Origin of the sequence: Humibacillus sp. DSM 29435 (assembly GCF_001758225.1) — a bacterium.
Lineage (GTDB): Bacteria > Actinomycetota > Actinomycetes > Actinomycetales > Dermatophilaceae > DSM-29435.
On sequence record NZ_MAST01000005.1, the window covers coordinates 50,310 to 68,846 of the forward strand.

General features: G+C 70.2%; 20 protein-coding genes and 1 riboswitch. Of the genes, 4 read left to right on the forward strand and 16 right to left on the reverse strand.

The window, feature by feature from the left end:
- Positions 1-49: 49 nt before the first annotated feature.
- The 4 genes from hisI to BA895_RS04970 form a co-directional block, all read right to left on the reverse strand.
- Positions 50-448, reverse strand: a complete 399-nt coding sequence (gene hisI / locus BA895_RS04955; RefSeq protein WP_070190792.1) for a phosphoribosyl-AMP cyclohydrolase — start codon at positions 446-448, stop codon at positions 50-52.
- A 136-nt stretch (positions 449-584) separates the two neighbouring features.
- Positions 585-2,396, reverse strand: a complete 1,812-nt coding sequence (locus BA895_RS04960) for an ABC transporter ATP-binding protein (RefSeq protein WP_070190793.1) — start codon at positions 2,394-2,396, stop codon at positions 585-587.
- Positions 2,393-4,219, reverse strand: a complete 1,827-nt coding sequence (locus BA895_RS04965) for an ABC transporter ATP-binding protein (RefSeq protein ID WP_070190794.1) — start codon at positions 4,217-4,219, stop codon at positions 2,393-2,395. The genes BA895_RS04960 and BA895_RS04965 overlap by 4 nt, the downstream gene beginning before the upstream one ends.
- 119 nt (positions 4,220-4,338) lie before the next feature.
- Entirely contained in the window at positions 4,339-4,887 is a 549-nt protein-coding gene (locus tag BA895_RS04970; RefSeq protein ID WP_070190795.1) for a GNAT family N-acetyltransferase, read from the reverse strand.
- A 75-nt stretch (positions 4,888-4,962) separates the two neighbouring features.
- Here BA895_RS04970 and BA895_RS04975 point away from each other — a divergent pair, with 75 nt between their 5' ends.
- On the forward strand, positions 4,963-5,601 hold the full coding sequence (locus BA895_RS04975) for a TIGR03085 family metal-binding protein (protein ID WP_070190857.1): 639 nt from the start codon (positions 4,963-4,965) through the stop codon (positions 5,599-5,601).
- A 36-nt stretch (positions 5,602-5,637) separates the two neighbouring features.
- On the opposite strand, the gene hisF is transcribed toward BA895_RS04975, so the two are convergent.
- The gene (gene hisF / locus BA895_RS04980) at positions 5,638-6,411 is read right to left on the reverse strand and encodes an imidazole glycerol phosphate synthase subunit HisF (protein ID WP_070190796.1); all 774 of its coding nucleotides are present in this window, start codon (positions 6,409-6,411) and stop codon (positions 5,638-5,640) included.
- A gap of 128 nt (positions 6,412-6,539) precedes the next feature.
- Here hisF and BA895_RS04985 point away from each other — a divergent pair, with 128 nt between their 5' ends.
- Complete coding sequence (locus BA895_RS04985; protein WP_070190797.1) at positions 6,540-7,154, forward strand: uridine kinase; 615 nt, start codon at positions 6,540-6,542, stop codon at positions 7,152-7,154.
- A gap of 3 nt (positions 7,155-7,157) precedes the next feature.
- Positions 7,158-8,441 (forward strand): CynX/NimT family MFS transporter, encoded by a 1,284-nt coding sequence (locus BA895_RS04990; protein ID WP_254666325.1) that lies wholly within the window; start codon positions 7,158-7,160, stop codon positions 8,439-8,441.
- A gap of 140 nt (positions 8,442-8,581) precedes the next feature.
- On the opposite strand, the gene BA895_RS04995 is transcribed toward BA895_RS04990, so the two are convergent.
- From BA895_RS04995 to rpe, 6 genes are all read right to left on the reverse strand, one after another.
- Entirely contained in the window at positions 8,582-9,208 is a 627-nt protein-coding gene (locus tag BA895_RS04995) for a flavin reductase family protein (protein WP_083282985.1), read from the reverse strand.
- Positions 9,205-9,723: a PH domain-containing protein gene (locus BA895_RS05000; protein ID WP_070190798.1), complete on the reverse strand. Its 519-nt coding sequence runs from the start codon at positions 9,721-9,723 to the stop codon at positions 9,205-9,207. Before BA895_RS05000 ends, BA895_RS04995 begins: the two co-directional genes overlap by 4 nt.
- Complete coding sequence (gene hisG, locus BA895_RS05005) at positions 9,723-10,604, reverse strand: ATP phosphoribosyltransferase (RefSeq protein WP_254666326.1); 882 nt, start codon at positions 10,602-10,604, stop codon at positions 9,723-9,725. The genes BA895_RS05000 and hisG overlap by 1 nt, the downstream gene beginning before the upstream one ends.
- 16 nt (positions 10,605-10,620) lie before the next feature.
- Positions 10,621-10,884: a phosphoribosyl-ATP diphosphatase gene (locus BA895_RS05010; protein WP_070190799.1), complete on the reverse strand. Its 264-nt coding sequence runs from the start codon at positions 10,882-10,884 to the stop codon at positions 10,621-10,623.
- Between the two features lie 74 nt (positions 10,885-10,958).
- Complete coding sequence (locus BA895_RS05015) at positions 10,959-11,684, reverse strand: nicotinamide mononucleotide transporter family protein (RefSeq protein WP_070190800.1); 726 nt, start codon at positions 11,682-11,684, stop codon at positions 10,959-10,961.
- Positions 11,685-11,842: 158 nt separating this feature from the next.
- Positions 11,843-11,973: riboswitch (FMN riboswitch) on the reverse strand.
- Between the two features lie 144 nt (positions 11,974-12,117).
- Positions 12,118-12,777: a ribulose-phosphate 3-epimerase gene (gene rpe, locus BA895_RS05020; protein ID WP_070190801.1), complete on the reverse strand. Its 660-nt coding sequence runs from the start codon at positions 12,775-12,777 to the stop codon at positions 12,118-12,120.
- Between the two features lie 61 nt (positions 12,778-12,838).
- On the opposite strand from rpe, the gene BA895_RS05025 reads away from it, so the two are divergent.
- Positions 12,839-13,579, forward strand: a complete 741-nt coding sequence (locus BA895_RS05025) for a dienelactone hydrolase family protein (protein WP_070190861.1) — start codon at positions 12,839-12,841, stop codon at positions 13,577-13,579.
- Positions 13,580-13,601: 22 nt separating this feature from the next.
- On the opposite strand, the gene BA895_RS05030 is transcribed toward BA895_RS05025, so the two are convergent.
- From BA895_RS05030 to BA895_RS05050, 5 genes are read right to left on the reverse strand one after another with little or no spacing between them, the layout of a single operon-like run.
- On the reverse strand, positions 13,602-15,131 hold the full coding sequence (locus tag BA895_RS05030; RefSeq protein ID WP_070190802.1) for an RsmB/NOP family class I SAM-dependent RNA methyltransferase: 1,530 nt from the start codon (positions 15,129-15,131) through the stop codon (positions 13,602-13,604).
- Positions 15,128-16,072, reverse strand: coding sequence for a methionyl-tRNA formyltransferase (gene fmt, locus BA895_RS05035; protein WP_070190803.1), 945 nt, complete (start codon positions 16,070-16,072; stop codon positions 15,128-15,130). Before fmt ends, BA895_RS05030 begins: the two co-directional genes overlap by 4 nt.
- Position 16,073: 1 nt before the next feature.
- A complete protein-coding gene (gene def / locus BA895_RS05040; RefSeq protein WP_070190804.1) occupies positions 16,074-16,619 on the reverse strand; it encodes a peptide deformylase in 546 nt (181 codons plus the stop codon).
- Positions 16,620-16,670: 51 nt separating this feature from the next.
- A complete protein-coding gene (locus BA895_RS05045) occupies positions 16,671-17,975 on the reverse strand; it encodes an MFS transporter (protein WP_070190805.1) in 1,305 nt (434 codons plus the stop codon).
- A complete protein-coding gene (locus BA895_RS05050; RefSeq protein WP_217493823.1) occupies positions 17,972-18,535 on the reverse strand; it encodes a helix-turn-helix domain-containing protein in 564 nt (187 codons plus the stop codon). The genes BA895_RS05045 and BA895_RS05050 overlap by 4 nt, the downstream gene beginning before the upstream one ends.
- Positions 18,536-18,537: the final 2 nt, after the last annotated feature.

An 18,537-nucleotide genomic window follows, 5' to 3' on the forward strand; every position in this document is an offset into this window, starting at 1 on the left:
GTTCGACCCCCAGCCCGGCGTTCGGCGCGGACGGGCTCTTCTTGCGGCATCACTCAGCGGCTGAAGCGCCTTGGTCACGCATTCCGACCGCAGCCGGTAGCACTCGGGCGTCGAAGCAGGTGTGGTCGCCGGTGTGACAGGCGCTCCCTTCCTGGTCGACCGAGACGAGCACTGCATCACCGTCACAGTCGAGGCGCACGCCCTTGACCCACTGGGCGTGGCCGCTCGTGTCGCCCTTGCGCCAGTACTCCTCGCGACTGCGTGACCAGAACGTCACCCGGCCCTCCGCGAGGGTGCGGCGGAGCGCCTCGTCGTCCATCCATCCGACCATGAGCACCTCGAGGCTGTCGTGCTGCTGCACCACTGCGGCGAACAGCCCGTGCCGGTCACGCTTGAGCAGATCGGCGATGGCGGGGTCGAGTCGGACGTTCCCGGTGGCGTCGTTCATGGTGACATCCTCTCCTGCCGGTGACGACCCCGAGATCGTCTCGAACGCCGCGTTGGTGATCGAACGAGTCGGTACACCAACTCGTTCGACCTCGAACGAGTCGTTCGCGGGATGGGGACGGAGGTTTGGGGGTGGGTCAGACCGTGGTCTGCTGGGCCACCCAGGAGTCGTGCAGGCCCGCGTAGACGCCGCCCAGTCGCACCAGATCGGTGTGGTGTCCGCGCTCGACGATGCGGCCGGCATCCACCACGATCACCTCGTCGGCCGCCTGAGCGGTCGAGAGCCGGTGCGCGATGGCGATCGAGGTGCGGCCGCGGGTGAGCGAGTCGAGAGCACGTTGGAGCCTGACCTCGGTGCTCGGGTCGACGGCCGAGGTCGCCTCGTCGAGCACGAGCAGGTCGGGATCGGCCAGGTAGGCCCGGGCCAGCGCCACGAGCTGTCGCTCACCGGCCGAGAGCGACTCCCCACGCTGGCCGACGTCGGTGGCCAGCCCGAGCGGCAGCGTGGCCACCCACGGGTCGAGCCCGAGCTCGGTGAGCGTGAGCCGCACGTCGTCCTCGGTGGCCTCGGGCCGGCCGAAACGCACGTTGTCGAGCAGCGTGCCGTCGAAGAGGAAGCCCTCCTGCGGCACGAGCACGACGCGCGAACGCAACGTGGAGAAGCGGATGCTGTCGAGGTCGACGCCGTCGAGCTGTACCGTGCCGGTGGTGGGGTCCATCAGCCGGGTGAGCAGCTTGGCCAGGGTGGACTTGCCCGACCCGGTCTCGCCGACGATGGCGACCCGGCTGCGGGGTGCGATGGTGAGGTCGATGTCGTGCAGCACGGGGTCGCCGCCGGGGTAGGCGAAGCCGACCCCGTTGAACTGCACCGTGATCGGGCCGCGGGGCAGGGTGACGCCCCGGTCGCCCGGGTCGGCGACGTCGGCCTCGGTGTCGATGATGCCGATCACCCGCCGCCAGCCGGCGACGGCGTTCTGCATCTCGTTGAGGATCTCGGTCGCCTGCTGCACGGGCTGCGTGAACAGGTTCACAAGGAAGAGGAAGGCCAGCAGCTCACCGAGTGTCAGGCTCCCCCGCGCGGCGAGCACGGTGCCCACCACCAGCACGACGGCCGTGGTCATGCCCGACACCAGCTGACCGGAGGTGAAGGCGATCACCGAGCGCGCCTGGGCCCCGATCGCCGCCTTTCGGTGTGCCTCGACCGCGGCGTCGATGCGCTGCGCCGTGCGCTCCTCGACTCCGTAGGCCCGGATCGCCTGGGCGCCGACCACCGCCTCGGAGACGGCACCGAGCATGTCGCCGACCCGTTCGCGAACCCGCGTGTAGGCCCGACCGACGATGCCCTGGAACTTGCGGATGATGACGAACAGGGGCACGAAGCACACCCACACCACGAGCCCGAGCAACGGGCTGTAGACCACCATGAGCACGGTGGCGAGCGTGATCTGCGCGACGTTGATGAGCAGCATCAGCCCGCCGAACTGCACGAACGTCGAGATGGTGTCGACATCGGAGGTCACCCGCGAGACGAGCGACCCGCGTCGCTCCGTGTTCTGGGTCAGCATCGCGAGGTCATGAATGTGCCGGAACGCCTTGGTGCGCAGCGTTGCCAGCCCGTTCTCGGACGCCTGGAAGAGCCTGATGTTGACGAAGTAGGCAGAGAAGGCCGTGACCACCACACCGCCCAGGGCGACGCCGATGTACATCGCCACACTGCCCAGGTCGGGCCCACCGTCGGCGAGCAGCCCTTCGTCGGTGATGCGCTGCACCACGAAGGGCACCAGCACGCGGCCCAGCGTCGAGAGCACGGCCAGGGCAACGGTGACCCAGATGCCCTTCTTCAGCTCGGGGGAGAGCACGAAGCCGCGCTTGAGCGTGGCCCAGGTCGACATCTCGGTGCCGGAGGCGATCCCGTGATGCTCGACGATCGGCTGGCCGCGCATGCTCATCGCGACACCTCCTCATCGGCGGCGATGGCATCACGTTCGGCCGACTCACGGGCGTAGGCGGTGACGAGCCGCTCGTAGCCGACGCACCGGGAGAGCAGCTGTTCGTGCGAGCCGTGGTCGATGACCCGGCCCTCCTCCAGGTAGACGACCTCGTCGGCGAGCAGGATGGTGGCCATGCGGTAGGCGACGACGAGCACCGTGGTGCCGGTGCTGGCCTCGCGCAGCCGCGAGAGGATCGCCTGCTCGACGCTCGGGTCGACGGCCGACGTCGCGTCGTCGAGGATGAGCAGCTGCGGCTCGCGAATCACGGCTCGGGCCAACGCGATCCGCTGCCGCTGCCCCCCTGAGAGGCTGGCCCCGCGCTCACCCACGTGCGTGTCGAGCCCGTCGCGCAGGTCACCCACGAAGCCGGCACCCTGCGCGACGTCGAGTGACCGCCAGACCGCGTCGTCGTCGTGGTCGAGGCCGAGGGTGATGTTGCCGCGGACGCTGTCGTCGAACATGAAGGTCTGCTGGGCCACGAGGGCGGCCACCTCGGAGACGCCGCCCTGTCGCACCTGGCGCAAGTCGATGCCGTCGACCAGCACCGCGCCCGTGTCGGGGTCGACCAGTCGCATCATCAGGTTGGTCAGGGTCGACTTGCCGCTGCCGGTGGGGCCGACGAGCGCCACGGTCGAGCCGGGAGCGATGTCGAGGCTGACATCGACGACGGCCGGGTTGAGATCGGCGTCGCCCTGCTCGGTCTCGATCTCATAGGCGTACGAGAGCGACTCGGCCTGCAGGTGGCTGGCCGTGCCGGTCGGTAGGCGGCGAGGGCCGTACGCCATGCTGCCTTCGGCGTCGAGCACGGCGGAGATCCGCTTCCAGCCCACCACGGCCCGGGGCAGCTCGGCGAGCACCCACCCGAGGGCGCGCACCGGGAAGGCGAGGATGGAGAAGAGGTAGGCGATCTGCACCACCTCAGCCGGCGACAGCAGACCGCTGCGCACGCGCAACGTGCCCACGAAGAGCACGGCGAGCGTGCCGATCGTCGGGATCGCCTCGATGGCAGGGTCGAACCGGCCGCGCGTGCGGCCCACCTCGATGTTCGCGTCACGCAGCTCGTGGGTGACCGCGCGGAACCGCTCGGCCTCGTGGTCCTCGCGGCCTAGAGACTTGACGATGAGGGCCGCCTCGAAGCTCTCGTGGGCGACCTCGGACACATCGGCCCGCAGCTGCTGGGCGCGCGTGACTCGCGGCGACATCGCCCGCTGGAACGCGATGTTGGCGACGAACAGCATCGGGAAGACCGTCAGGCCCACGACGGCGAGCCATGGGTCGACGATGAGCATCTGCAGCACCCCGAACACCAACATGACCACGACACCGAGGGCCATCGGCAACGGCCCGAAGATGTTCCAGGTCGCCTCGACGTCAGCGTTCGCGTTCGACAGCAGCTGGCCCGAGGGGTGCTTGTGGTGCCAGCTGAGGGGCAGCCGCAGGTACTGACGCGTCACCTGCCTGCGGTACATCGCCCCGAGGTTGAACATGGCGACACCGCCCGCGAGGCGACGGCCGATGACCCCGAGGATGGTGGTCAGCACGACGGCCGACATCACCCCGCCGATGAACCACAGCTGCCCGGCCGTCACCGATCGGGCCGCGATGGCAGGCGTGACGGCCCGGTCGACCACAAAACCGATCGCAGCCGCTGTGAGGCTGGTCATGATGCCGTAGACCACGCTGCCCACGACCGCCAGGCCGAACCAGCGCGGCTGGCCCCTGATGCCGCGCCCGATGACGCTCCAGCCCTCGCGCAGGGTCGAGGGTGTGGCCGTGCTCACGTGTCGTTCTCCCTGCTGCTTCGTCTGGACGGTTGCTCGTTCGCGACACTCGTTGCGAGCTCTACTGCTCGACCGCTGAGCCTCTCACGACCCCTCGACAACAGGCACCCGCAGTTTCCTTATTCCGGATGCCGCAAAGCGGAGGCAGTCGTGCCCGTCGCAGCCCAGTACCGGCGGCTGCCGGCGCGCTCGTCGGCCAGCACTCCGCCGACCTTCTCGATGGTGCGGGCCGAGGCCACATTGTCGGGGTCACACGTGATGAGCACGGGGTCGATGCCCCGCGCCGCCGCCATCGAGAGGGCCAGCCCAACGGCGGCGGTGGCCACGCCACGACGACGAGAGCCGGGCTCGACGGCATACCCGATGTGTCCGCCCACCACGAGCAGGGCGGGGTTGAGGCCGTGGCGCAGGGCGAGGGTTCCGACGACGCGGTCGGCGTCGACGATCCAGCGATACGAGCTGGGCACCCTGCCATCGGGCAGCGCCACGTCGTCTCTGGACTGCTCGGCCAGCCAGTCGACCCAGATCTCGAACACGGCGGGGTCGCGCAGACCGGCGCGATCGCCCGGCCGGAGCGACGAGCCGTGGATGGTCTCGCCGCCGAACGCGTCGACCATCGCCCACCACGAGTCGGCGAGGTCGACGGTGGGGCGCACCAGCTCGATCACCGGTCGAGCCTAAGGGCAGCCCCGCCAGCCCTCCACCGCGTTCGGGTCTGGCCGTCAACTGGTTGGATGGAGGTCATGACACGCCACGCACAGTCCGAACGTCACGCGCTATGCGACGAGCTGGAGCGTCTCGGACCCGAGGCCGACACCATCGCCGAGGGGTGGCGGGCCAAGGACCTTGCCGCCCACCTGCTGATCCGCGAGACCCGCCCCGACCTGCTGGCCGGCCTCTTCATCCCGGCGCTGGCGGGCCGAACCGACCGGGGCATGGCCCAGGTGGCGGCCGGCGACTTCGGTGCTCTCGTGCAGAAGATCCGCTCGGGCCCGCCCGTCTGGAACCCCATGGCCATCCCCGCGGTCGACGAGAAGGCGAACCTCACGGAGTTCTTCGTCCACTTCGAGGACCTGCGCCGCGCCCAGCCCGACTGGACACCCCGGAACCTGTCCACCGAGCTGCAGCAGGCCCTCTGGGCCGCCCTGAAGTCTGCTTCGAAGCTGATGTTGCGCAAGGCCCCGACCGGAGTAGTGCTGATCGCGACCGGTCTGGGCCGCCATGCCGCCAAGGCTCCGGGCGCCGGCGGCACCGTGGTCGTGCGCGGGCCGGTCGGTGAGCTGGTGCTGTTCGCTTTCGGCCGGGAACGCGTGGCACAGGTCAGCTTCGAGGGCTCCGACGACGACGTGGCCGCGTTGCGCGGTGCCGACTTCGGCGTCTGAGCCCACCTCGCCACTGCTGTGACGGGCGCCGTGCGCTCAGCGAACCGTGACCCCCGCCTCGCGCAGGCCCGCCTTGACCTGGGCGACGGTGAGCTCGCCGAAGTGGAAGACACTGGCGGCCAGAACGGCATCCGCCCCGGCGGCTGCTGCCGGCGCGAAGTGCTCGACCCGACCGGCACCACCGCTGGCGATGAGCGGCACCGAGACCGCCGCCCGCACCCGGCGAATCAGCTCGAGGTCGAAACCGTTCTTGGTGCCGTCGGCGTCCATCGAGTTGAGCAGGATCTCACCGGCCCCCAGCTCGGCAGCACGGGCGCACCACTGCACCGCGTCGAGGTCGACGGCGGTGCGCCCGCCGTGGGTGGTCATGACGAAGTCGTCGGTGGGGAGCCCGTCGTCGCCTCGTCGGCGACGCACGTCGGCCGAGAGCACCAGCACCTGGGCCCCGAAGCGGTCAGCGATCTCGGCGATGAGCTCAGGCCTCGCGATCGCCGCGGTGTTCACCCCCACCTTGTCGGCGCCCGCGCGCAGCAGCCGGTCGACGTCGTTGGCTGTGCGCACGCCGCCGCCGACCGTGAGCGGGATGAACACCTGCTCGGCCGTGCGCCGCACGACGTCGAAGGTCGTCTCCCGGTTGCCGCTGCTCGCCGTGACGTCGAGGAAGGTCAGCTCGTCGATCCCCTGGTCGGCGTAGCGCCGGGCCAGCTCGACGGGGTCGCCGGCGTCGCGCAGGTTCTCGAAGTTGACCCCTTTGACGACCCGGCCGGCGTCGACGTCGAGACAGGCGATCACACGGGTGGCGACGGGCATGAGCCCAATCTAGGCGAGCGGGCAGCACCCGCGGGCACGGGACCGCGTCGGTCGGCGCAGGACCGCCTCGACCGCCGATGACCGGCACCACGTCTGGATGCCGTGCCCGCCGCAGTAGGGTCACCGCCATGTGGGACGACATCACGGCATCGCCCGAGCCCGAGCATGTCGCCGCCATCACCGCGCTGGCGGCGGGGGCCGACCCGCGGTGCGGTGCGACCGTCGTGGTCGCCATCGACGGCCCCAGCGGCGCCGGCAAGACCACTCTCGCGCAAGGGGTGGCCGACGCGCTCGCCGCGCTTCCCGGCATCCTCGACCTGGGCGTCTCGACCCGCGTCGAGCTGGTGCACATGGACCACCTCTACCCCGGCTGGGACGGTCTCGCGGCCGCGCCCGGCCTGCTGACCGCGCAGGTGCTCGAACCGATCTCCCGGGGGGAGCCGGCCGCGTACCGGCTGTGGAGCTGGCTTCGGGAGGAGTGGAGAGGCAGCCGTGCGGTGCTGCCGTCGCGGTTCCTCGTCGTCGAGGGCTGCGGCGCGAGCGTCATGCCGGCCGGGGCGTATGCCGCCGTGCGGGTGTTCGTCGAGGCCGACCCGGGCCTGCGAATGGAGCGCGGTATCGCCCGTGACGGGGAGGCGTACCGGCCGAAGTGGCAGCAGTGGGCCGACCAGGAGACCGCGCTCTTCGAGAGCGACGGAACGAGACGACGGGCCGACCTGCTCGTCGACACCTCTAGTGTCTGACAGATGCACGACGCGCAGTCGCCCGACACCGGGCGCGGGGTGACCGACGGGTCAGGGCGGCACCTCGCACGTCGGCCGAGGGTCCCGGCCACGGTTCGCGCCCTACCGGCCGTGTGGGTGATGGCCGCGGTGCTCGTCGCCGTGGCGACCAACCTGCGCATCGCGATCACGAGCGTTCCCCCGCTGCTCGACGTGATCTCCGCCGACCTGGGTCTCTCGCACGCGGCGGCCGGCGCCCTGACCACGCTGCCGGTGCTGTGCATGGGCCTTTTCGCCCCCGCCGCAAGCCCGCTGGCCCATCGCTTCGGCGCGGTGGCGACGGTGCTCGCCGCCGCCGTCGCCGTGCTGCTCGGCACCCTCAGCCGTTTCGAGGGCCAGCACGTCGCCGTGCTCTATCTGGGCACCTTCGTCGCCGGGGTGGGTATCGCCGTGGGCGGCACCCTGCTCCCCCGGTTGGTCAAGACCTTCTTCCCTCCCGAGCGGGTGGGGCTGGTCACCGGCCTCTACATGCTCGCCATGATGGCCGGCGCGGCCGGTAGCTCGGCCGCGTCGGTGCCCCTGGCCGACCTGCTCGGTTCGTGGCAGGCCTCGCTCGGTTCGTGGAGCCTCCTCGCACTGCTGGGGGCTCTCGCCTGGGCCCCGTTCACCCTCCGGGCCAACCCCCACAGTCTGAGTGGCGGTGACGATGGGTCTGGTGCGGATGCCGCTGCCCGCCTTCCGTGGCGCCACGCGACGGCCTGGCTGCTGGCCGGCTACCTGGCCATGCAGTCGTGGGCCTTCTACTCGACGGTGACCTGGCTGGCGCCCACCTACGTCGAGCACGGTTGGTCTCCGGCGTCAGCCGGCTACCTGGCTGCCGCCTTCAGCGGGTCGCAGATCGTATCGGGACTGCTCGGCCCGGTGCTGAGCGACCGGGTGCGTGACCTGCGCGTGCTGCTCGTTCCGTTCGCGGTCATCGGGATCGGAGGCTCGCTCGGGGTCTGGCTGGCGCCCGAGGCGGCCCCATGGGTCTGGGCCACCGTCATCGGGCTGGGCCAGGGAGCAGCCTTCGCCCTCGGCCTGGTGATGTTGGTGCGCTACGCCGCCACCCCGCAGGCGAGCGGGCGCCTCAGCGGCATGGTGTTCCTGTGCTCGTACACCGTGGCCTCGGTGGGACCGCTCGCGATGGGCGTGCTTCGCGACGCGACAGGGAGCCTGTCGCTGGTCTGGGCGGTGCTGGCCGGGGCCGGGATCCTCCAGCTGCTGGTCGCCGTGGCGCTACGACCCGACCTTCGCCGCGTGTCGTGAGTCGTGAGTCGCGATTCACGGCATCCGACGGTATCCGAGAGCCGAGCACCGAGCACCGAGCGCGAACGACGGGCTGGTGAGCGAACGCTCCGGTAGACCGACGCGTTCACCTTCGAACGAGTCGTTCGAGGGCGGGGTTTTCAGCCCCAGTAGTCGTCGAGCAGCTCGTCGTGGTGCGCGGCGTCGTCGGCCGAGCCGCTGGCCCGACGCTCGGTGACGCTGAACCGGCCCCGGTAGAAGAGCATCGGACGGCCGGTCTCGGCGTCGTCGAGCCCGAGCACCCGACCGATCACGACGTCGTGGTCGCCGGCGGTGTGCACCTGTTCGACCCGGCCGTGCACCCGCACGAGGGCCGCGGGCAGGCTCGGGCCGCCACCGGCCGACCGCTCCCACGCAAGGTCGTCGAACCGCAGCCCGGACGCTCGTCCGAACCGCTCGACGAGGTCTCGCTGGAGGTGGCCCAGCACGTTGACCGTGAACCGACCGGTGTCTCTGATCAGCGGCCAGGAACGGCCGCGGTGATCGGCGCAGAACAGCACGAGGGGCGGGTCGAGCGAGACCGAGGCGAACGACTGGCACGCGAACCCGACCGGGTCGCCGGTCGGCGAGTAGCCGGTGATCACCGTGACACCGGTCGCGAAGTGGCCGAGCGCGTGGCGCATCCGCTCCGGGGTGGGTGCCTGGGGGTGGCGAGACGCCGACGAGCCAAGGGTGGGATCAGCCGACGGGTCGGCCTGCGACGGGTCAGCCGACGACGGAACGGTCATGACGGGCCACCGCCAGCACGTGGACCGTCGGGCTCGCGAGCCTCGCCGAACGCCTGCACCAGGGCCGCCAGTCGAGACGCCTCGCGCTCGGCCGTTGCGCCGTCGGCCTTCTGGATCGCCATGACGGCCAGGGTGTCGCCCTCCTCGAGGTCGAGGCTCACCCAGGGCTCGCCACCGCCGAACTGGATGCCGACCACCTCCGACCACTCGAGCGTGCGCGAGGTCACGAGGTTGCGCACGACCAGGCCCTGCCGGCTCGGCACGGCTCGGATCGTGGCGTAGCGCCAGGCCAGCGCGGCGATCGCCACGCCGAAGCCGAAGAGCATCAAGCGGTCACCGGCGCCCCACCGGTTGTCGACCTGGGCCGGGATGATGACCGCGATGGCGCCGAACAGCGCGAGTGACAACCACCCGCACCACAGCGCCACCACCCGAGCCCGTCGGGGTCGGAAGACCGCCAGTGCACCGCCTGTCACGTCGGATGCTGCGGCCACACCCTCGTCGGGCACAGCCATCAGAGCCGGCAGGCGGCGATGTCGGTGACGAGGATCGCGCGAGCCCCGAGGTCGTAGAGCTTGTCCATCAGGCGGTCACGACCGGCCTGGGGCACCATGGCCCGAACGGCCACCCAGGCGTCGTCCTGCAGTGGGGAGACCGTGGGCGACTCGAGGCCGGGAGTGAGCCTGCAGGCGCTGTCGACGAGGTTCTTCGGGCAGTCGTAGTCGAGCATGACGTAGGTGCGTGCGGTGATGACTCCGGCGAGTCGCCGCTCCAGCACCCGGACCCGGTCGGCCTGGCCGGGGCGGTCGCCGCGGATGAGCACCGCCTCCGAGCGCAGGATCGGGTCACCGAAGACCTCCAACCCCTGGCTGCGCAGGGTGGCACCGGTCTCGACGACGTCGGCGATGACGTCGGCCACCCCGAGCGTGATCGCGGTCTCGACGGCGCCGTCGAGTCGGACGACCTCTGCGGTGATCCCCCTGGCGCCCAGGTCGGATCGCACCAGCCCGGGGTAGGAGGTCGCCACCCGCCTGCCGTCGATCTCGGCCACGGTCGCGATGTCACCGGGCACAGCGGCATACCGGAAGGTCGACCCGCCGAACCCGAGGGCCATGATCTCGACGGCCTCCGAGCCCGAGTCGAGCAGCAGGTCGCGGCCGGTGAGCCCGGCGTCAACGGTGCCCGAGCCGACGTAGACCGCGATGTCGCGCGGACGCAGGTAGAAGAAGTCGACGTCGTTCTCGACGTCGCGCACGACGAGCTCTTTGCTGTCGCGGCGGGTGCGGTAACCGGCCTCACGCAGCATCTCAACGGTCTCGTCGCTCAGCGCCCCCTTGTTGGGGACGGCGATGCGCAGACCCATGGTCGGCTCTGGGCGGGTGATGTCGGTCGTCATAGGTGTGGCGGTCCTTCTACAGGTGGGCGTAGACGTCGTCGAGCGTGATGCCCTTGGCCAGCATGAGGACCTGCAGGTGGTAGAGCAGCTGGCTGATCTCCTCGGCCGTCTCGACGGTCGTCTGGTACTCGGCCGCCATCCACACTTCGGCGGCCTCCTCGACGATCTTCTTGCCGATCTGGTGCACGCCGGCGTCGAGGGCAGCAACCGTGCCCGAACCCTCCGGGCGGGTCACGGCCTTGTCGGCCAGCTCGGCGTACAGCTGCTCAAAGCTCTTCACGGGGCCACAGCCTACGGTGGCCCCGTGACGGGCCGATGACGTGTCCGGATGCCGCGCGCCTGGTGGGGGTCGCGTCAGCTCCGCGAGGGCTCGCGCACACCGGCATCCTCGAGCTCGGGCGTGGGCCGCTCGGTGCGACTGGCACGCAGCCACACGACGAAGCCGTAGATGACGAAGACCGAGTAGACGGCGTAGAGCACGGCGGTCGGGATGTAGCCCGAGTGGATGAGCAACGGCACACCCACGAGGTCGACCGCGATCCAGACCAGCCAGAACTCGTTCCAGCCGCGGGCCATCGCGTAGGTGGCGATCATCGAGCCGACGAAGATCCAGGCGTCGCACCAGAAGTACCACCGCGGGGCAGGCCAGCCCGCCCCGATGATGCTGAAGACCTGCTGCACGACGAGCACCCCGGCGACCATGAAGACGCCCATGCCGACGCGCTCACGCACGGTGGCCCAGCGAGGCACGATGACGGGCGCGTCGTCGGGGCGGTCGGCAAGCTTCTTGACCTGGTTCCAGCGCCACCAGCCGTAGACGCTGGTGATGATGAAGAAGATCTGGCGACCCGACTGGCCGAACAGCGGCGCGCGCCCGTCGGCGGCGTCGAAGGTCACCGTGATGTAGACGAAGAAGAGCAGCACGTTGCCGACGATGCCGACCGGCCAGGCCCACATCCGGCGCACCAGTCCGCCGACGGCGGAGGCGAGCCCGAAGAGCACGCCGATCAGCTCGAGCCAGTGCAGCTCGTAGCCTCCGATGGGGATGCTGGCCTCGTAGAGCCACCTGAGGATGTCCATGTCGTGTTTGTCCCTCGGTCGTCGCGATGATCGGACGTCCTCCGGGGGTTCTGCGACGTGTACACGAACTACGCCCGGTGTGCCGGGTCACCAAAGGGGTGAACCCATCACGACCGAACATCGCCGCACCACAGTCATGGCCGACCATAGATGGCCTGCCTCGTGCTGCCTCCCATCCGGACTTTCACCGTCGGTCCTGGAGTTTCACCAGGTCAACCGGCCGCTGGCTGCGGCCGGGTCGCGGACTGTAACCGCCGGCTCGGAATTACACCGACCCCGGAGCACGTGAAGCCAGTATGCACCCGACGGTTCGGCCGACGCACCTCCGTGTTCACGTGATGATGCCCACGACGCCGACGCAGACGGGCCGGATCCACGACACCACCCGCACGACGCGCCGCGCTACGCGCGAAAAAGGGTCGGTCGGGGTGGCTCAGGGATGCCGGTGTCGGCGGGCCAGGGCGCGCAGCTCGTCGATGGCCTCGGCGGCGGCGGGGGCGCCGTAGACCGCTGAGCCTGCGACGAACACGTCGGCTCCGGCGTCGGCGCAGCGTTCGATCGTCTCAGCGCTCACTCCCCCGTCGACCTGCACCCAGATCTCGCCCCCGTGACGCCGGACGGCTTCGCGAACCTGGCGCACCTTGCCCAGCTGGTCGGCCATGAACGACTGACCGCCGAAACCGGGCTCGACGGTCATGACGAGCACCATGTCGAGGTCGGGCAAGAGCTCCTCGTAGGGCGCGAACTCGGTGCCCGGCTTCAGCGCCATGGCCGCCCTCGCACCGGCCGCCCGCAGGTCTCGGGCCAGCCTGCGGGGGTTGGTGGCGGCCTCGACGTGGAAGGTGACCGAACGGCATCCGGCTTCGGCGTAGCTCGGCGCCCACCGGTCGGGGTCATCGATCATCAGGTGCGCGTCGAGCGGGATCGGGCTCACCTTCAGCAGAGCCTCGACGACCGGAAGGCCAAGGGTCAGGTTCGGCACGAAGTGGCCGTCCATGACGTCGACGTGGGCCCAGTCGGCGTTGGCGATCCGCTTCAGCTCTGCCTCGAGGTTGGCGAAGTCGGCACTGAGGATGCTGGGTGAGATCTGCACGTCGACAGCCTAGTTCGCCGCAGGCGACGGGTCAGGACTGCGGGTGGTGCACGATGACACCATGACCGACACCAACGCCCTCGAGGGCTGGGCCCGTGACAGCCACACCGCCGCAGGCCACACGCACCCCACCTTTCGCCGAGGTTCCGGCCCCGGTGTCGTGGTCATCCACGAGATCCCCGGCATCACCCCGGAGGTCGAGACCTTCGCCAACGCCGTCGTCGACCGTGGCTTCACGGTCGTGCTGCCGCATCTCTTCGGCCGACCCGGTGCGCCGGCTTCGGCCACCGAGATGATGCGCTCGATGGGCCAGGTGTGCGTCAACAAGGAGTTCACCAAGCTGGCGGCCGGTCGCACGTCGCCGATCGCCGACTGGCTGCGGTCGCTGGCGCGCGAGCTGCACGCCGAGCTCGGCGGTCCGGGCGTGGGCGCACTGGGCATGTGCTTCACCGGTGGCTTCGCGCTGGCGATGATGGTTGACGACTCGGTGGCCGCCCCCGTGTTGGCCCAGCCGTCTCTGCCCTTCGCCATCGGTTCGCGTCGCAAGGCCGACCTCGGCCTCAGCCCGGCCGATCTCGAGGTCGTGCGTCAGCGGGTCGCCGGTGGCTGCGCTGTGCTGGGTCTCCAGTACGGCAGCGACTCCGCGACCGGTACCCGCTTCGACACGCTCGACGACGAGCTGGGTAGCGGGTTCATCCGGGTCGACCTCGAGGGCAAGGGCCACTCCACCTTGACCGCGCATCGTCAGCAGTCGGCCGTCGACCGGGTGCTCGACTTCTTCGACGAACGGCTCAAGGGCTGACCCACGCAAGGCAGCGCCCGGGTCAGCGCCTTCGGAGCAACGCGAAGAACATCGCGTCCGTGCCGTGAACGTGCGGCCACAGCTGCACGAACGGCCCGTCACCCAGCTCGGCCAGGTGCTCACCCTGCGCGTCGACGAACAGACCTCGGGCATCGACGACCTCGACGTCGTCGCGCTTCTTGACCACGTCGCCCACCACGAATCGGGTCTCGTTGAGGTGGGGGCTGCACGTCGCGTAGCCGATGAGACCCCCGGGCGCCGTGGCCTCGATGCCGGAGGCCAGCAGCTCACGTTGCAGGGTGGCCAGCGCTGCGACATCGGCGGGCTGCCGCCGCCAGCGCGCTTCCGGTCGGCGCCGCAGCGCTCCGAGACCGGTGCAGGGCGCGTCGATGAGCACCCGGCTGTAGGTGCGGGGTTCCGCTTCACCCACGGCACGTCCGTCACGGCGGGTCACCTCGATCGACCCACCCACTTCGTGGGCGCGGGCCAGGGCCGCACCGAGCGTGTGCCGCACCAGGTCGGCTCGATGTTCGCTGATCTCGTTGGCCACGAACGGGACTCCCCGACCCACGGCGATCGCCGCCAGCACTCCCGCCTTGCCGCCGGGGCCGGCGCAGAGGTCGAGCCATCGCTCGTCGGCGGCCGCAGCCCCCTCCACCTCAGCCGCGGCGAGGGCCAGGGTCAGCAGCTGCGACCCTTCGTCCTGCACGGCCGCTCGGCCGTCGCGCACGGCCCCGAAGTCGCCCGGATCGCCGGCCGAGACCGTGGCTCCCACCGGGCTGGTCGTCGAACGCTCGGCGCCCGAGGCCACCAGCTCGTCGACGGTGACCAGACCCGGGCGCGCCACCAGCGACACGCGCGCGGCGGTGTTGTCGGCATCGAGGAGCGACACCAAGGACGATTCGACGTCGTCGGGGGCGACGAGCCCATGACCGATGAGGGCCCCGCGCATGGCCCTGACGATCCACAACGGGTGCGAGGTGCGGGTGGCGAGCGCCTGCAGAGGGTCAGTCTCATCCGCGGTCACCCGGTCCTGCCACTCCGCGAGCGGGCGCTCACTGATGCGTCGCATGACGGCGTTGACGAAGCCGGCCGCACCCGCCCCGTTGACCTGGCGGGCCAGGGCGACCGTCTCGTCGACCGCGGCATGGGTCGGCACCCGCATCGACAACAGCTGGTGTGCGCCCAGCCGCAGGGTGTCGAGCACGTTCGCGTCGATCTTGTCGACGGGGCGCTTGGCCCCGGCCGCGATGATCTCGTCGTAGAGGCCCGACATGCGCAAGGAGCCATAGGCCAGCTCAGTAGCAAACGCAGCATCTCGGCCCCGGATCTGCTTCTCTCGCAGCAGCTTCGGAAGAACCAGGTTGGCGTAGGCACCGCCGGCGACCTCGCGCATCACCGTGTAGGCCGCGAGCCGTGCGGGGTCGGTGTGACGCGAACGCTCCGACGGCCGGTGGTCGGAGCGGTGGTGAGCCGACCGTTCCCGGGCGGGTGGTCGCTGACGCTCCCCTCGGCGTGCGTCAGGCCGGCCCGGGCGCTCTTCGTCGCTCATTGCCCCACCCGTTCGCCGTTTTCGATGCGGGCCCCTCGCGCCCAATCGGATGCCGGCATCACCTTCTTGCCGTGGGGCTGCACCACGCCGAGTCGCACGGGACCGGTGCCGGTGCCCACGACCACGTCGCGCTTGGTCACGAGCAGTTCCCCGGCCGCCAAGGTGTCGTGACCGGTCATTCCCTCGGCCGAGCCGAGCGAGACCGGCCCGATCTTGAGGCGCTCATCTCGAAAGGTCGTCCAGGCTCCGGGGGCCGGGGTGCAACCACGGACGCGTCGGTCGACGGTCATGGCGCTCTGTGACCACGCCACCCGGGCATCTTCGACCTCCAGTTTCGGTGCCAACGAAACTCCCTCTGCCGCTTGCGGTTTGGCTACCAGCTCACCCGACTCAATGCCGTCGAGGGTGGCGACCAACAGGCCGGCGCCGGCCTCCGACAGTCGGGTCAGCAGGTCACCAGCCGTGTCGGTGGGGCGGATCGTCTCGGTCATCATCCCGAACACGGGCCCGGTGTCGAGGCCGCGCTCGATGCGGAAGGTCGTCGCGCCGGTGACCTCGTCACCGGCCATGAGGGCATGCTGAACCGGAGCCGCACCGCGCCAGGCGGGAAGCAGCGAGAAGTGCAGGTTGACCCAGCCGTGCACGGGGATGTCGAGCGCGACCGGCGGGATGAGGTTGCCGTAGGCGACGACAGGGCAGGCGTCGGGGGCGAGGTCACGCAGCATCGAGAGAAACGCCTCGTCGCGGACCGTCGGCGGCGTCAGCACCGGAAGTCCGAGCTCTTCCGCGCGCTGCCGCACCGGCGACGGGAGGGTGCGTCGACCTCTGCCGGCTCGGGCGTCGGGGCGCGTGATGACTCCGACCACCTCGTGGCGGGAGTCGGCCACGGCCTCGAGACTCGGCACAGCGGCATCCGGCGTACCGGCGAAGACGACTCTCACCTCAGATCGCCCGCCCGAACGTGGCGTGCGGGCTGAGACGCACGTCGGGGCGGTTCTCACCGAACCAGTCTGCCTCTCGGATGGCCCGCATTGCGGCCTTGCGTGCTTCGGTGTCGAGCCGGTCGACGAAGAGGATGCCGTCGAGGTGATCGGTCTCGTGCTGCACGCAGCGTGCCAACACGTCACTGCCCTCGAGCAGAACCGGCTCGCCCCACATGTTCTGGCCCCGCGCGACGACGGTGAGGGCGCGCCGGGTGTCATAGGCCAGTCCCGGGATGCTCAGGCACCCTTCGGGGCCGCACTGCTCCTCTTCGGAGAGCTCGAGAACGGGGTTGACCAGGTGACCGACGACGTCGTCGACGGCGTAGGTGAACACGCGCAGGCCCACGCCGATCTGGGGCGCGGCCAGGCCCGAGCCGGGTGCGGCCGTCATGGTGTCCTGCAGGTCTTTGACGAGCACCCGCAGCTCCTTGTCGAAGTCGACGACCTCGAGCGCGGTGGTGCGCAGCACGGGGTCACCGAAGAGGCGGATGTCCTTGATCGACACAGAGCTATTGGTCCTTGCGCTGGAACGGTTGGGCAGATCGCCTCGCTCATCCTAGTTGCGCGGCACTTCTGGCTCACGCTCGATCGAGCGATCGCTCGCGGCGTCGAAGCCCACGGGATCGTCGCGGTCATCGACAGCGCGCCCCAGGTTCCGAACCGAGCGGGACAGCAGGGCACTGAGGGCAATGACGAGGTAGACGACGGCGCTGATCACGAGCAGGTCGGTCAGGTCGATCGAGGTGGCCAGCCAGCCGTAGAGAAAGGTACCGATCGGCATGGCTACGAACGACCCCAACGCGTCGTAGCTCGAGACCCTGGAGAGCACCTCGATGGGAACGTGCTCCTGCAGCGCCGTGCTCCAACCCACGCCGAAGATCTCGACGGCGGCCCCGGCGACGAAGAAGCCGATCGCGACCGGAACCACGGCGGGAGCGAGACCCAGCAGAGCCATAGGTACGCAGATGAGGGAGGCGGCGATCATCCCGGCCCGCAGCGGATGGCGGAAGCGAAGTCGCAACATCACCAGGGTCATCAGCACCGTGCCGAGGGCCTCCGCGCTGAGGATGAGGCCCCAGCCGGCCTCTCCGATAGCCGGGGTCGTCTTGGCCACGAGGGGACCGATCACCCCGATGACCCCGACGTGGATCGCGTTGGTGATGCCGAACGCTACGACGACCACCCAGAGCCACTGGCGAGAGACGAACTCGCCCCACCCCTCCCGCAGCTCGCTCAGCATCGACGGCCGACGACCGCGCGCCTCCTCGGCCCGACTGGGTAGGCGCACCTGTGCGAGAGCGATGATGGCCACGGCATAGGTCACGGCGTCAACGGCGAGGGCCCACCCGGGGCCGACCACCACCACGAGCAGGCCTGCGACAGCCGGCCCCACGATTCCCAGGCCACTGCGGCTGAACGAGAGCAGCGCGTTGGCCTCCTGCAGCCGCCGCCGGTCGACGACCAGGGGCACGATGCCCATCATGGCCGGCATCGTGAAGGCCGACACGGCTCCGTTGATGCCCTCGATCACGGTCAGCTGGGTCAGGGTCGCGTGTCCGCTGATGATGAGAGTGGCCGCCGCCGCCTGACTGAGCCCGGTCAGCACGTGCGACACCTGAAGCACGACGATGCGCGAGAACCGGTCGGCCACAACGCCCCCGACGAGCAGGAAGACCACCAGGGCGAGGGTGCGCACCCCGAGCACCTGGGCGAGCGCGCCTGCGGAGGAGTCGACGTGCAGCACGGCGAAGGCCAGCGCCACCGGAACCATCACCGAGCCCGCGGTCGAGACCGTTCGGGCCGTGAAGTACCAGGCGAACCGCCGATCAGCGAGCGCACCCAGCGAGTCCCTCAGACTCATCGGCGGCTGTCCGGGTCGGTGGTCATCGTGAAGGCGGCCACCGAGAGGTTCGTGCGCACGGTTCCCTGGGTCCGCGGGGGCTTTGCCTGTTCGTGCACGATGCGACTGGCGCTCATCAGCAGGTCGCGCACCTCCGCCCAGGCCTGGGGGGTGACCCAGAGCTCGGCGTCGGTGAGCAACGTCTGTGGCGTCAGGCTCCGTTGTCGGTAGCGGCGGGGGATCATGTCGGCGAACGCCCGCACGTAGGCGTCCAGGTCTGCCTCTGACGCCGCGCTCCCGGCGAGACCTGCCTCGTCGGAGGAGTGGGTCTCGTGAGTGTCATGGGCAGCGAGCTCGGCATCCCACGGATGCCGGTACTTCTTGGCTCTGCCGCCGCGGACGTTCTCCTCCCCCGCGATGACGAGCAGACCGGCATCCAGTAGGAACCTCAGGTGGTAGCTGGCGTTGGCCTGCGTCGTGCCCAGCTCTCGGGCGACCTCGGCCGCGCTGAGCTCGGCCCCGGTGAGCAGGGACAGCATCTGCAGTCGCAACGGGTGGGCGGTCGCCCGAAGGCTGTTCACCC